General features: G+C 66.9%; 11 protein-coding genes and 4 pseudogenes. 7 read left to right on the top strand and 8 right to left on the bottom strand.

The genetic code is table 11. The annotated features are described in order from the left end of the window. Positions 1 to 119: 119 nt before the first annotated feature. A complete protein-coding gene (locus FE633_RS36630; RefSeq protein WP_246114003.1) occupies positions 120 to 569 on the bottom strand; it encodes a hypothetical protein in 450 nt (149 codons plus the stop codon). A gap of 382 nt (positions 570 to 951) precedes the next feature. On the opposite strand from FE633_RS36630, the gene FE633_RS36625 reads away from it, so the two are divergent. The 3 genes and pseudogenes from FE633_RS36625 (at position 952) to FE633_RS36615 (ending at position 3,701) form a co-directional block, all read left to right on the top strand. After that, positions 952 to 1,509: a hypothetical protein gene (locus FE633_RS36625; protein WP_138049477.1), complete on the top strand. Its 558-nt coding sequence runs from the start codon at positions 952 to 954 to the stop codon at positions 1,507 to 1,509. Between the two features lie 130 nt (positions 1,510 to 1,639). Continuing rightward, a pseudogene (locus FE633_RS36620) lies at positions 1,640 to 2,891 on the top strand (IS256 family transposase). 114 nt (positions 2,892 to 3,005) lie between these two features. Continuing rightward, positions 3,006 to 3,701 carry an alpha/beta fold hydrolase gene (locus FE633_RS36615; RefSeq protein ID WP_138049476.1) on the top strand — a complete coding sequence of 232 codons (696 nt, stop codon included), beginning with the start codon at positions 3,006 to 3,008 and terminating at the stop codon, positions 3,699 to 3,701. A gap of 441 nt (positions 3,702 to 4,142) precedes the next feature. Here FE633_RS36615 and FE633_RS36605 read toward each other — a convergent pair whose 3' ends face one another. Continuing rightward, a complete protein-coding gene (locus tag FE633_RS36605) occupies positions 4,143 to 4,733 on the bottom strand; it encodes an MBL fold metallo-hydrolase (RefSeq protein WP_246113994.1) in 591 nt (196 codons plus the stop codon). Positions 4,734 to 4,767: 34 nt separating this feature from the next. Here FE633_RS36605 and FE633_RS36600 point away from each other — a divergent pair. Beyond that, positions 4,768 to 5,100 (top strand): annotated as a pseudogene (locus FE633_RS36600) (transposase); the annotation flags it as partial. A gap of 8 nt (positions 5,101 to 5,108) precedes the next feature. On the opposite strand, the pseudogene FE633_RS36595 reads toward FE633_RS36600, so the two are convergent. Then, a pseudogene (locus tag FE633_RS36595) lies at positions 5,109 to 5,416 on the bottom strand (IS5/IS1182 family transposase); the annotation flags it as partial. 95 nt (positions 5,417 to 5,511) lie between these two features. Between FE633_RS36595 and FE633_RS36590 the strand changes: the two are divergent. Then, on the top strand, positions 5,512 to 6,282 hold the full coding sequence (locus tag FE633_RS36590; RefSeq protein WP_138049474.1) for a transposase: 771 nt from the start codon (positions 5,512 to 5,514) through the stop codon (positions 6,280 to 6,282). Between the two features lie 881 nt (positions 6,283 to 7,163). Here the strand turns inward: FE633_RS36590 and FE633_RS36580 are convergent. Beyond that, positions 7,164 to 7,967: an NAD(P)H-binding protein gene (locus FE633_RS36580; RefSeq protein WP_138049472.1), complete on the bottom strand. Its 804-nt coding sequence runs from the start codon at positions 7,965 to 7,967 to the stop codon at positions 7,164 to 7,166. 64 nt (positions 7,968 to 8,031) lie between these two features. On the opposite strand from FE633_RS36580, the gene FE633_RS36575 reads away from it, so the two are divergent. Further along, complete coding sequence (locus tag FE633_RS36575; RefSeq protein WP_246113993.1) at positions 8,032 to 8,718, top strand: helix-turn-helix domain-containing protein; 687 nt, start codon at positions 8,032 to 8,034, stop codon at positions 8,716 to 8,718. A gap of 11 nt (positions 8,719 to 8,729) precedes the next feature. On the opposite strand, the pseudogene FE633_RS36570 reads toward FE633_RS36575, so the two are convergent. After that, positions 8,730 to 8,892 (bottom strand): annotated as a pseudogene (locus tag FE633_RS36570) (IS5/IS1182 family transposase); the annotation flags it as partial. 542 nt (positions 8,893 to 9,434) lie between these two features. After that, complete coding sequence (locus FE633_RS36565; RefSeq protein WP_138049471.1) at positions 9,435 to 10,010, bottom strand: TetR/AcrR family transcriptional regulator; 576 nt, start codon at positions 10,008 to 10,010, stop codon at positions 9,435 to 9,437. A 101-nt stretch (positions 10,011 to 10,111) separates the two neighbouring features. Here FE633_RS36565 and FE633_RS36560 point away from each other — a divergent pair, with 101 nt between their 5' ends. After that, the gene (locus FE633_RS36560; protein WP_138049470.1) at positions 10,112 to 10,963 is read left to right on the top strand and encodes an SDR family oxidoreductase; all 852 of its coding nucleotides are present in this window, start codon (positions 10,112 to 10,114) and stop codon (positions 10,961 to 10,963) included. Between the two features lie 96 nt (positions 10,964 to 11,059). Here the strand turns inward: FE633_RS36560 and FE633_RS36555 are convergent. Both FE633_RS36555 and FE633_RS36550 read right to left on the bottom strand, forming a co-directional pair. Next, positions 11,060 to 11,892 (bottom strand): IS5 family transposase gene (locus FE633_RS36555; protein WP_138049469.1). Its coding sequence is split into 2 segments (ribosomal slippage): positions 11,060 to 11,532 and positions 11,532 to 11,892, totalling 834 coding nucleotides; the frame shifts between segments, so codons are not numbered across the junction. Between the two features lie 127 nt (positions 11,893 to 12,019). Then, positions 12,020 to 12,559 carry a Ku protein gene (locus FE633_RS36550; protein ID WP_119104012.1) on the bottom strand — a complete coding sequence of 180 codons (540 nt, stop codon included), beginning with the start codon at positions 12,557 to 12,559 and terminating at the stop codon, positions 12,020 to 12,022. Between the last annotated feature and the right edge of the window lie 24 nt (positions 12,560 to 12,583).

Raw genomic sequence — 12,583 nt, 5'->3', positions numbered from 1 at the left:
CGCGGCGACGCACTTCCCGACGGCCCTGACCGAGGTTCATCCACAGGTGAAAGCGATCAGCCACCTGCTGGGCGCCGGGCGCCCCGGCAGTGGCGCCCTCGGCTTAGGCACCGGCCCGGTCACGACACACGACCTCGACGCCGGGGGTGGGCGAGCAGCCAGGTCGTCAGCGGTGCGGTGTCCCGGGTGGGCAGCACGTCGACGTCGCTGTGCGTCTCCCCGTCGGTCAGCACGGTGGCGTACAAGTGGCCGCGTTTGATCTCGAAATCGCCACCGCCAGCACGCGCCGAGTGCCATACGACGGATCGAGCATCGCCCCAATCCGGTCCAACACCCCCCACCCACCCCGCCGTAATGCCCAGCGCCAGGACCATACGCGCCCCGGCACAGCCGGCCAACACCAGCACGAACCCGTCCAGCAACACACCCAACCGATCCGCGACGCAGGCGAACAGGCTGGTGAAGCCCGGGATCTGCTCGGCGAACGTCCTCTGCCCGCACTCCGTGTTCATGCAAACGAACCGGCGGACGTCCAGCACGATGCGGACCGGCCGGGCGGCCAGCGGCACGTCCTGCAACTGCCGTCGATAGCGATCGTGCCCCCGAGACGACGGTCGCCCGCAGCTCAGTTTCCTTCCCGGGCCCGGCCACGAGCCCGCGCGATCAACGCCCCTTTGCCGCACAAGGTCGCCTCGGCGAACACCACGATCCCCGCGAACAGCACACCCCGCCAAGAGAGTTCACGTCCATCCACATCCAGGACGTCGACTACGCCAAGCCGTTCCACTCAGATCCCGATAGACATGATGGAGCGTCAAATACGATCGGCGCGGTACAGCGCACCCCGGCACGAGCCGGGGACCCAAACACAACCCCGATCGTGACAGCTCCCCGTGATCGACAGCCGCCACCTTCCGGACACAAGCAGTCCGACGCATGCACAATCTCTCTGTGGATCAGGGAATCGCAGCACTGCTGGGGGCAACGGTAGGCGTCCTCGGAACCGTCTCCGCATCGGCAATATCCGGGTGGTCGAGCCGGCAGCAGATTGGGGCCCAGGCCAGAGTTGACCACGCGCATTGGCGCAGGCAGGCCCGGCGCGATGCCTACAGCGCCTTTCTCGCTCCCTCCAATGAGACGCGCAACGCCCTGAAGCAGGCCGCACGCGCCCTGATCGGCGATGTGGATGTGGAAGGGGCTGACCACTATCTCCATGACGCACACGACAAACTAGGAGAAGTGCAGGCAACTTGGGCTGCTCTTGCGGTCGAAGGACCCGAGTCTGTGGAACAGGCAGCCAACGGCGTCAAGACTGCACTCCACTCGATGCACACGACGTTGCTCGCATGGCGCGACTCCGCAGAGGGAGCCCCCGACCACAACGTCACGTTCGTGGAACGGCATGCAGTCGAGGTGACCAGAGTTTCCGAACGCATCGGCGCTTTCGCCACAACAGCTCGAGCTGCACTCGACGAAGCGACGCACCCCGTGGACGCCGGCAACGGATGAAACCGATGAGCAATGCTCCAGACCTGTGGATCGGCCTCGGGTTGGACGCGGAGGGCGTACCTTCCCGAATGATCCTGTGATGGTCACCGAGTAGGCCCGCGTTCGCAGCGCGGGTCGGGAAGGCACGCCCGTGCTCAGCGTAGTGAACGCCGACGGATCCACCGAGTCCGGCTCCCTGATCGACGAGATCGTCCGCGAGGGCGCCCGGCGGATGCTCGCCGCCGCGCTGGAGGCCGAAGTCAACTAGTACATACCCGAGTTGGCCGCCGAGAAGGACGCGGCCGGGCGCCGCCTGGTGGTCCGCAACGGACACCACCGGCCCCGCACCGTGACCACCGCCGCAGGTCCCGTCGAGGTCACGGCCCGCGCGTGAACGACAAGCGGTGGACGCGGCCACCGGCGAGCGGATGCGGTTCTCCTCGAAGATCCTGCCGCCCTGGTGCCGCAAGTCGCCCAAGGTCAGCGAAGTGCTGCCGCTGCTCTACCTGCACGGGCTGTCCTCGGGGGACTTCGTGCCCGCGCTGGAGCAGTTCCTCGGCTCGGCGGCCGGCCTGTCGCCGGCCACCGTGACCCGGCTGACGAAGCAGTGGCAGGACGACCACGCCGCCTTCCAGCAGCGCGACCTCGCGGGCAGCGACTACGTGTACGTGTGGGCGGACGGGGTGCACCCCAAGGTCCGGCTCGGACAGGCGCACTCCTGCGTCCTGATGCTGATGGGTGTGCGCCTGGACGGCACCAAGGAGCTGATCGCGCTGACGGAGGGGCTGCGCGAGTCGACCGAGTCGTGGGCCGACCTGCTGCGCGACTGCCGCAGGCGCGGCATGCGCGATCCCGAGCTGGTCGTCGGCGACGGCGCGATGGGGCTGTGGAAGGCGCTGGCCGAGGTGTTCCCGGCTGCCCGCCACCAGCAGTGCTGGGTCCACAAGGCCCGGAATGTCACGAGCGCCCTGCCGAACTCCGCACAGCCGGGCGCAACGAAGGCGATACGGGAGATCTACAACGCCGAGGACCGCGCGCACGCCGAGAAGGCGGTCGAGGCGTTCGCGAAGACCTACGGCGCGAAGTTCCCCAAGGCCGTCGCGAAGATCACCGAGGACCGGGAGGAGCTGTTGGCGTTCTACAACTTCCCGGCCGAGCGCTGGATCCACCTGCGGACCACGAACCCGATCGAGTCGACCTTCTCCACGGTCAAGCTCCGCACCAAGGTCGCCCGCGGCGCCGGTAGCCCGGCCGCGGCCCTCGCGATGGTGTTCAAGCTCGTCGAATCCGCCCAGGCCCGCTGGCGCGCAGTCACCGGAGCCCACCTCGTCGCCCTGGTCAGAGCCGGAGCCCGCTTCGAACGAGGTCAGCTCGTTCAACGCCCCGAGATCCTGGCGGCGTGAACAACCCCAACCGATCCACGTCTTGGCTTTTACTCCCTTGCCCTGCCGCAAGCCTCCCCAACAGAACTGAATTCAATTATGGTTTGGCTGACATCGTTGACGAGGAGGTCAATCATGGCGTTCGTTCTCATCCATGGGGCAAGTTTCGGCGCGAACTGTTGGGACGAGCTGATCCCCCATCTAGGTGCGGAAGCGTTGGCGGTCGACCTTCCGGGGCGCGGGACCAGAGCCGAAGTCGACCTGGGCACAGTCACTCTCGCGGACTGCGCCGATGTGGTCCGCGAGGACGTCGAAGCGAAGGATCTGCGGGACGTGGTACTGGTCGGTCACTCCTTCGCGGGCGTCACGATCCCGCGTGTCCTGGACCTCATACCTGACCGGATCCGCCACGTCGTCCTCGTGTCGGCCGTGGTGCCGCCGGACAGATCCCGGGTGCTTGACCAGATCGATCCCGGAGTGCGGGGTCTGGTCGAGCAGTCCATCGCCGACGGCGTCTACCACCAGACCCGCGAGGGCGCCGCCGCAATGCTGTGCAACGACATGGACGAGGCGACCGCCGCGTCCACCCTGGACCGGCTGGCCGACGACTCGGCCGCCCTGCTGAGCGAGGCCGTGAACCTGAGCGGCTATAAACGCGAGATCCCCCGGACGTACGTGCACCTCACGCGCGACCAGTGCTACGTCGAAGAACTCCAGCAGCGATCCATTGAGCTGCTTCGGCCCAACGTCATCGATCTCGACACCGGCCACATGGCCATGATCAGTGCGCCCGAAAAGCTTGCCGCCGTCCTCAACGCCATCCACGGCTGATCGCCGGCTCGGCCTGCGGCTGGCGGGCCGTGCATGCACCCACCTCGTGGCCCTGGTCAGAGCCGGAGCCCGCTTCGGACGAGGTCAGCTCGTCGAACGCCCCGAGACCCTTGCGTCGCGTGAACAACCCCAACCGATCCACAAGATTTGACAATTGCTCGAAACCGATGTCCGGACACATCGTGGGCAGAGTTCTCGTAATCGGCACGCCCACCCGAGGTAGACACCGGGCCGGCAAGCATGTGACCCACCGTGACGGCTCGCCGTGATCGCTGCCAGAGCCGCGAAGTGGCTCCGGGTGACCGCTTGTCTTGGGACCACCGGTCTCCAGATCGGTTGCCGGGACTGGCGCAGTTGTCACCGCGCTAGTCCCGGCTCGCAAACCTCGGCGCCCGGGAGCCGCCCGCGAAGCCTGCCCGTCTTTGGCTCTGCGGCCGGCCGTCAGCCGCAGTCGAGGAGGTCTCCCGGCGGGACCGCCATCGAGCCGACCAGCTTGGTCAGGGTGTCGGTCCGGCAGACCCGCCATGGACCCCCGGGCCCTACCCGCCCTCGGGCCTGCTCCAGGTTCGACCGGTGGGGGCCGGAGAGCCAGTCCGCATGCGGCCCCAGACGCGCGTCGACCGGTTCCTCTCCTCGCCGGAGCGCGTCGATGTAGGCATGATCGGGGGCGAGGCGGGCCGCCACCTCGGGACCTTCGGCAACGGCGCCGTGGCCGGAGACCACGACATCGACGTACGCGGCGGCCTCACCCAGCCGGGCGAGCGCGGCCTCGTAGGCTCCCACCTGATCGTCTTGGCGAAAGTCGAAGAGCGGGATCAGGACGTCGGAGAGCATGTCGCCGGCGAGCAGGACGCCACGGTTCGCGAGGAGGACCGCGGCGTGGCCGACAGCGTGCGCCTGATGCTCGATGATCTCGCCCAGCACCGGTCCGCCGGCCGCGGGCAGCGGGGTGACTAGCGCGACCAGGAGCTCGCGCAGATAGGCGCTACGGGGGCACCCCTGAGTAAGAGAGCCGCAGGCCTTGGTGATCATAGAGTTGCGACGCTCTGTGATCACCAGGAGACCTGTGCCTGCCTTGCCATCATGGCTGACCGAACCTCTGTGGGACCAATTCGCAGCGCTGCTTCCACAGCGGCCCGTCTACGATCCAACCCATCCGCTCGGCTGCCACCGCACACGGTTCAGCGACCGGACCATCTTCGACAAACTGCTGCAACTCCTCCGCTTCGGCTGTTCCTTCGAAGCCCTGGCAGACACCACTGCTCAGCCACCACGATCCGCAACCGTCGTGACGAGTGGATCCGGCTCGGGGTCTTCACCCGGATCCGGCACATCGCCCTGGAGGCGTACGACCGCATCGTCGGCCTCGTACTGGACCAGATCGCCATCGACGGGGCAATGCGCGGCGAGGAGGCTACGCACGGTGATGACGGCATCCGTGAGGTCGAAGAAGGCGTTGATGACGTCGATCGGGCGTTCGTATGCCGGTGTCCAGGTGCACGGTGATGTCGTCGGGCAGCGGGCAGCGGGCCCAAGTCGTCCAGAAGGTCCAGGGTCGGGGCGAGCAGTGGCGAGTCATGGCAGTTCGCTCCGGCCAGGACGCGGCCCAGCGGGATGCCGTAACCGTCTGTCATGCCCGAGCCTTTGAGGCCCTGTCTGCCTCGGTCGACCGGTGAGCGTTCGGCGGCTTCTCCACCTCCGGGTGCTTGGACCACCCACCGCTGGGACAACCGCCTCACCCGGTCACCATGACCCCACACTCACTAAGGGCTGTCCCGTAAGTGCTGGTCGCGGGTGAGATGATCTTGTCGTGGCTGGTGTGATCACGGCGTCTGAGCCGTCCTGGATAGCCCCGTTCACCGGGCTGAGCCCACGTCAGTTCGGCAAGCTGATCACCGCACTGCGGCGCGAAGGTGCGGATCCGGTCCGCAAGGGCCGGCCGTGGGGCCTGCCACTGGAGGACCGGGTCCTGCTGGTCGCCGCGTACTGGCGGACGAACCTGACCTTGCGCCAACTCGCCCCGCTGTTGGGGGTATCGAAGTCAACAGCGGACCGCGTCATCGACCATCTCGGGCCGGCGCTGGCGCTGCAGCCGCGCAAACGGTTCCGCCGCGACGCCGTCCTGATCGTGGACGGCACCCTCGTCCCCACCCGCGACCACCAGGTCGCCGAGCAGTCGAAGAACTACCGGTATTCGACCAACCACCAGGTTGTCATCGACGCCGACACCCGCCTCGTGGTCGCCGTCGGCCGACCCTTGCCGGGCAACCGCAACGACTGCAAGGCATGGGAACTGTCCGGCGCGAAGGACGCCGTCGGCAACACCACGGTGATCGCAGATGGCGGTTATCGGGGCACTGGACTGATCATCCCGCACCGCCGTGAACCCGGCCAGGCCGAACTCCCGGCCTGGAAAGAGGAACACAACACCGTTCACCGCAAGGTCCGCGCGCGGGTCGAGCACACCTTCGCCCGCATGAAGACCTGGAAGATCCTCCGAGACTGCCGCCTCAAAGGAGACGGCGTCCACCACGCCATGCTCGGGATCGCTCGCCTGCACAACCTCACCCTCGCTGGGTGACCGGCAGGAACAGCGCAGGACAGCCAGGACGACAAGACCCAGGAAGCAGGCTGGTTATAGATCCTCTCTCAACCGCGCCCAGGTACGAGTGTCCAGGCTGTCATGAGGGCCGATGCGGGAGAGTTCGGCGCCGTCGCGTCCCAGGGCCACGATGACGGGACGGGCTCCGCGCCTGATGTAGGGGGACGCCCAAACCGCGATGAGCTCGCAGTGCTCGGGGTTCTCGATCCGGCGAGCACCGACGAGAACGTGACTCACGTCCCGCCCGAGACGCACTTTGGCGCAACCGATCCACGGGGCTGCAGTGATGGAACACGGAGGGTCAATGCTGCGAGTAAGGCTGAGGACGCCCCCGCCGCTGCGAACGTCGAGTACGTCGACGTTGACAGGACCTTCTCCGGGGCCGCTGCCGCCCCCCACGTACCGCCACTGCTTGCCGAACCACTCCAGGAGCGCAATGTGCTCACGCATCTGCGGTGACTTCGGACGCCACACGATCCAGACCGCCCCGACACCGGCAGCGGCGTCGACATCTGCCGACACCACACTCAGCATGCGCCGCGGGATCCACCACGGCTGCGGCGCATCTCTCGCCAGCACCCGCCGCACCACGCCTCGCAGAAAAGTCTCCAACCGGGGTCCCGTCCACACGGCCTCTCCCCATGCGTGCATAGGGCTGCGATACCCGGCGTGCGAGAGCATCAAGCCCGAAGCCGGTGAGGCAAAGCCTCACAACCCTCCGACCAAAAGATCATTACGGGACAAGCCTTAGCGCGAGTTATCTCCAGCTCCAGCCAAGCACCGAAGGAGAACGGGCTCTATCCCTTGAGCTATGAGGGTCTGTTGCAGGACAGCCTGGCGGCCGTCGGCGACGGCGGTGGTTACGGCATCGCAGCCAAAGCCTCCTGGTGGTCGCGTGCCCACTCCTCGAACGTGCCCGCCGGTCGGCCGAGCACCCGCAGCACGTCGTCGGTGACGTAGGCCGCGCCGCCGGCACGCGCCCAGCTGATGCCAGTGATCATCCCGGTCGGCAGCTGGTCGAGCGCGCTCACGTCGATGATCTTGACCAGCCGCTCCAGCACGCGCTCCAGGATCGCCGCCTGGTCTGTGAATGTCAGCAGCTTGGGCCCGGTCAGGTCGTACCGCTGGCCGTCGTGTGCATCACTGGTCATGGCGGCGACGGCGACCGCGGCCACGTCCCTCGGGTCGACGATGGCCTGCCGGGAGTCGCCGGTTAGGTTCGGGATCGGCTCTCCGGCCTGGATCAGCGCCCTGTAGCGCAAGAAGTTCGACGCGAAGCTCGGCGGGCGGAGCATCGTCCACACGAGTCCGCTGGCCTCGATCGCCTCCTCCGCGGCGACGTGCCACTCGCCGACGGTCGCCCCGTCAAACAGCTTGCCACTGCCGATCGCGGACAACTTGACGATCTTACGGACGCCCGCTGCCCTCGCGGCCGTTATCAGGTCGATGTCGTGGTCCGCTGTCGGCACGGGTGGCACGGTCACCAGGAAGACCGTGTCGACGCCGGCCACCGCGCCCGCCAGCGATGCCGGGTCGTCGAAGTCGGCCCGCACCCCGCCGGGCCGCTCGCGGCGGGACATCGCCCGAAACGGCACGCCCCGGTCGGTGAGCAGACGCACGACGTGACTACCGATGGTGCCAGTGGCACCGGTAACAAGGATCATGGCCCGACGATCGCATCGCTCTCACGCCACGTGATAGGAGTTTTCGGCACTATCGTGGGGCCGCGTGAACTCTCTCAACATGCCGCCTGCCCTTCTGCGTTGGGTGGCCGGGATCGATGTCGCAACGGCGGCCGGTTCGGCGGCGGTCGACGTGCCCGATCACGCCACCACACTTCTCCTGCGTATCGAAAAGCGTGAGCTGATCGTCATGGGCCCCCGCACCAGGGCCGCCTATCACGTCGGTGCGCCCAGCCACTCGTGCGTGCGGGTTCGCATGCGGCCGGGTCGCGCCCAAGCCCTGCTCGGCCGTCCGCTGCGTGATCTCGCCGACCGGGCCCTTCCGCTGCGTGAACTACCGGGCCTGGACGTCGATCAGCTCGCCGCCGATCCGATCGCTGCTCTCGAAATAGCATTGGCCGACCGCCCGGAGCCCTCAGCGCGGCTCGAAGAGGCGGCACACCTACTGGTCAGAGCCACTGTCGCCACGACCGCGGCCCGGCTGCACATCAGTGAGCGCCGCCTGCACACCCTGTTCACCGAGGGCACCGGCCTGTCCCCCAAGCACTTCGCGCGTATCGACCGGGTTCGCACCGTGCTCGCGGCGGGCGCCAGCCGGTGGTCGGACATCGCCGCGACGGCGGGCTACTACGACCAGTCCCACATGACGGGCGAGTTCCGCCACTTCATGGGCATCTCGCCGGCCGCGTTCACCGCGGGGCGGCGTCCCGCCGCGACTCCGTGCACTGTCTGAGTTCCAAGACCGGGAAAGGCGGAGTTGCAGCAGTTTGTCGAAGATGGTCCGGTCGCTGATCCGTGTGCGGTGGCAGCCCAGCGGATGGGTTGGTTCGTAGACGGTCCGCTGTGGAAGCAGCGCTGCGAATTGGTCCCAGAGAGGTTCGGTCAGCCGTGATCGCAAGGCAGGCACAGGTTTCCCGGTGATCACAGAGCGTCGCAACTCCATGATCACCAAGGCCTGTGGCACTCCTACTCCGAGGTGCCCCATAGCGCCTATCTGTGCGAGCTCTAAATTAGAGGAGTCCACTCGCAGGCAGAAGCTGGTCGCCCCGCCAGCGTGCCGCACCGCTTTGACCAGCACAGATTACTCAAAGCGAAGATACGACACAGTTTCTCACCTTGTCTTTTAACCTCTGACCTCGAACGTCGCGTCGTACGCGCTCACTCGTCCGGGGATTCGCCGGGCAGGCGGACGGCCTTCGCATGATCATGCGTTCCGCCACGGATTCACGTTCATACGAAGGCCGCAGAGGTGAGTTTGCTGGACCACGATGCCCGGCGGGACGCGTTCGACTTCACGTCACGCTTCCGGGGCGACTCAGAACCACTAACAGAATGCGTTCGAAGCTTGGTGTGCGTCATGTGTCCGGCGCCTCATGAGTGTTGGCGCAGCAGCTCGATGAATGGCCGCACTTGCGTGCGCATTCGACGCGCCGGTCCGGCAGCTTGGGTTCAACTCACGGTCGAGCCTTTGGCCAGCGCGTCCATGAGGAGGTCGACGAGCCGACTGGCCTGCTCTTTGGTGCCGTGCTGCACGGCATAGGCGATGCCGCCCATGAGGAGTAGGACATCGTCGGAGGTGACGTCGGTTCGCAGGCTGCCGTCTCGGGCGCCGGCCTCGAGAAGGGTGGCGACGGCGTCGGTAAGGAGTGCGCGGCTGTCGGCGTATGGGTCGACTCCGGAGGCGATGACCGCGTTGAGTGCTGCGGACATGCCGCTCTTGGCCGTGGCGTAGTCGAGGAAGTGTTCCATCCACATCCGGGTGGCCTCGGCGGCCGGATGCTGGGCGAGGAGGTCTGGTGCCTTCTCGCACACGCGGGTGAGTTGGTGTCGGTAGGCGGCGTCGATGAGGGCTTCTCGAGTCGGGAAGTGTCGGTAGAGCGTGCCGACACCGACGCCCGCCTGCTTGGCGATGGCGGCCGGCGCGGCGTCCAGCCCCTGCTCGGCGAAGACCTGTGCCGCGACCTCCAGCAGACGCTCCCGATTATGTAGCGCATCGCTCCTGGTCCGGCGGGGGGTGGCGGGCATGCGGGTTCCTCCAGTGCCTGTCTCCAGTTGCATTCTGGAATGCGTTCCGCTTAACTCCTAACCGGAATACGTTCCGGTATCACTCTACTCCAGGAGACTCCATGCCCACTCCCTCCGACAAGGCTGTACGTCACTGGTTCGTCACCGGAGCCTCCGGCGGCCTGGGCCGCCACCTCACCGAGCACGCCCTCCAGCGCGGCGACCGCGTCACGGCCACGGTCCGCCGCCCCGCAGCTCTGCAAGACATGCGCGAGACGTACGGCGACCGGCTGACGCTCGAGACCCTCGACATCACCCGGTCGGCCGACATCGACAAGGTGATCGGCAAGACTCTCCAGTCCGCACCGGTGGACATCGTCGTCAACAACGCCGGATACGCAGTCGTGGGCGCCGCCGAGGAGATGACTGTCGAGCAGATCCGCGACCAGATCGAGGTCCTCCTGCTCGCTCCGATGCTGATCACCCGGGCCTTCCTGAAGCCGATGCGCGAGCAGGGCGGAGGCCGAATCATCCAGATCTCCAGCATGGGCGGCCAGATCGGCACCCCCACACACAGCTCCTATCACGCGGGCAAATGGGGGCTGGAAGGCTTCACCGAGAGCGTCAGCCGCGAAGTTGCCGACTTCAACATTCACCTCACCCTGGTCGAGCCCGGCGCCACCCGCACCGGCTTCGCCTCGGCCCTGCGCTACACCACCGAATCGACCCCCTACCGCGACAACGCCGTCGGCCAGACGCGGCGCTACCTGGAGACCGCCGACGAGAGCGTCTTCACCGGCGACCCGGCCAAGCTCGCCGCCGCCATCTACGACACCACCCGCCACCCGAACCCGCCCCTGCGCCTGGCTCTCGGTTCCGACACCTACAACGCCATCCACACCGCACTCACCGAACGTCTCACCGCACTCGAAACCCAGAAGGAACTTGCTGCATCCGTCGCCTTCACCCACTGATCCGCCCACCGACACGAGACGTCAGAACACCCCGGCCGCAACCACCGAGCCACGCATCTCCACAACCGCGACATCCGGAAGGTCCAGCACGTCGTCTCACCCAGCACTCCTACGCAATCCCATCAGGCGCCGCCAGCAGATCAGTGCGCATCCGAGGATGAGGAATACTTCGTGGATGTCGTCGCGGTTCTCCCAGCGGATCCGCAGGCGGCGGAACCAGTGCAGCAGCGCGAAGCTCTGCTCGACGACCCACCGGTGGACGCCCAGTCCTGAGCCATGTTCGGTGCCGCGACGGGCGATGACGGGGGTGATCCCGACCGCCCGGACCTGCTTGCGGTACTTGTCGTGGTCGTAGCCGCGGTCGGCGTAGAGCCTGTCGGGGCGTCGGCGGGGCCGTCCGCGTCGGCCGCGCACCGGCGGGACGGCCTCGATCAAGAGCATGAGCTGGGTGACGTCGTTGCGGTTTCCGCCGGTCAGCGATGCGGCCAGCGGGATACCGTGCGCTTCGGTGATCAGATGGTGCTTGGAGCCTGTTCGGGCACGGTCGACCGGGCTCGGTCCGGTTTTGGGCCACCCTTCATGGCCCGCACGTGAGAGCCGTCGATCACCGCCCTCGACCAGTCCAACGCGCCGACGGCGTGCAGCTCGACCAGCAGCGATTCATGCAGACCCTGCCAGACACCCGCGTCGTTCCAGTCACGCAGGCGCCGCCAGCAGGTCATGCCCGAGCCGAAGCCCAGTTCCTGCGGCAGGAACTCCCAAGGAATGCCGGTGTACAGCACGAACAGGATGCCCGACAGCACCTTGCGGTCGTCCAGACGCTTGCGCCCCGGGTGATCCGCACGGCGCGACACGACCGGCAGCAACGGCTCGATCCGCGCCCACAGCTCATCCGGCACAATCCATGGCAGCTGCTCACCCCTTCGCATGTGCAGGCCAACACTCCATCAGGCGCCAACATTCCAAGGGTGAAGGCGTCATTCTGTTAGGAGTTCTAATTCCGATCTCCGGTCAGCGGTCGTAGGCGATCAGTGACCGGAGACCGGACTTACTCGTCTAGGAGCTCCCCGCAGCCTTCGCCTTCTTCTTCGAGGCAGGCTTCTTGCCGGACGCCTTCTTCGCCGCGGTCTTCTTCTTCGGCAATTCGTGGACCTCGGCGTCCTCGCCGCGCGACACCCGTGCCTTCTTCACGGACTCCTCCAGCGCCGCCATGAGATCGACGACCTCGCCCGCCGGCGCCGCCGTCTCGGGCATCTCCGGCAGCTCCTTGCCCTCCCGCTTCGCCGTAATCACCTCGGCGAGCGCGTCCGTGTAGTGGTCCACAAACTCATCGCCCTCGAGATCATCGCGGATCATGCTGTCCATCAGCAGCTCGGCCCTCTGGATCTCCTCCTCCGACACCTCCACCTGGCCGGGTGCCAGGGCAGCCGGGTCACGGACCTCGTCGTCCCACCGCATCGCATGCAGCACGATCGCGTCTTCCCGGATACGCAGCAGGCCCAGCCGCTCCCGGCCGTGCCACGCGAACTTCGCGATCGCCGCCTTGCTCGTCCGCTCCAGGGCCTTCCGCAGCAGCACATACGGCTTAGAGGGCATCTGATCTAGGTAGTCAGTGTTTTG

Source organism: Streptomyces montanus, assembly GCF_005786655.1.
Classification (GTDB): Bacteria; Actinomycetota; Actinomycetes; order Streptomycetales; family Streptomycetaceae; genus Streptomyces; species Streptomyces sporangiiformans.
This window is presented reverse-complemented; position numbering and strand designations above follow the sequence as displayed.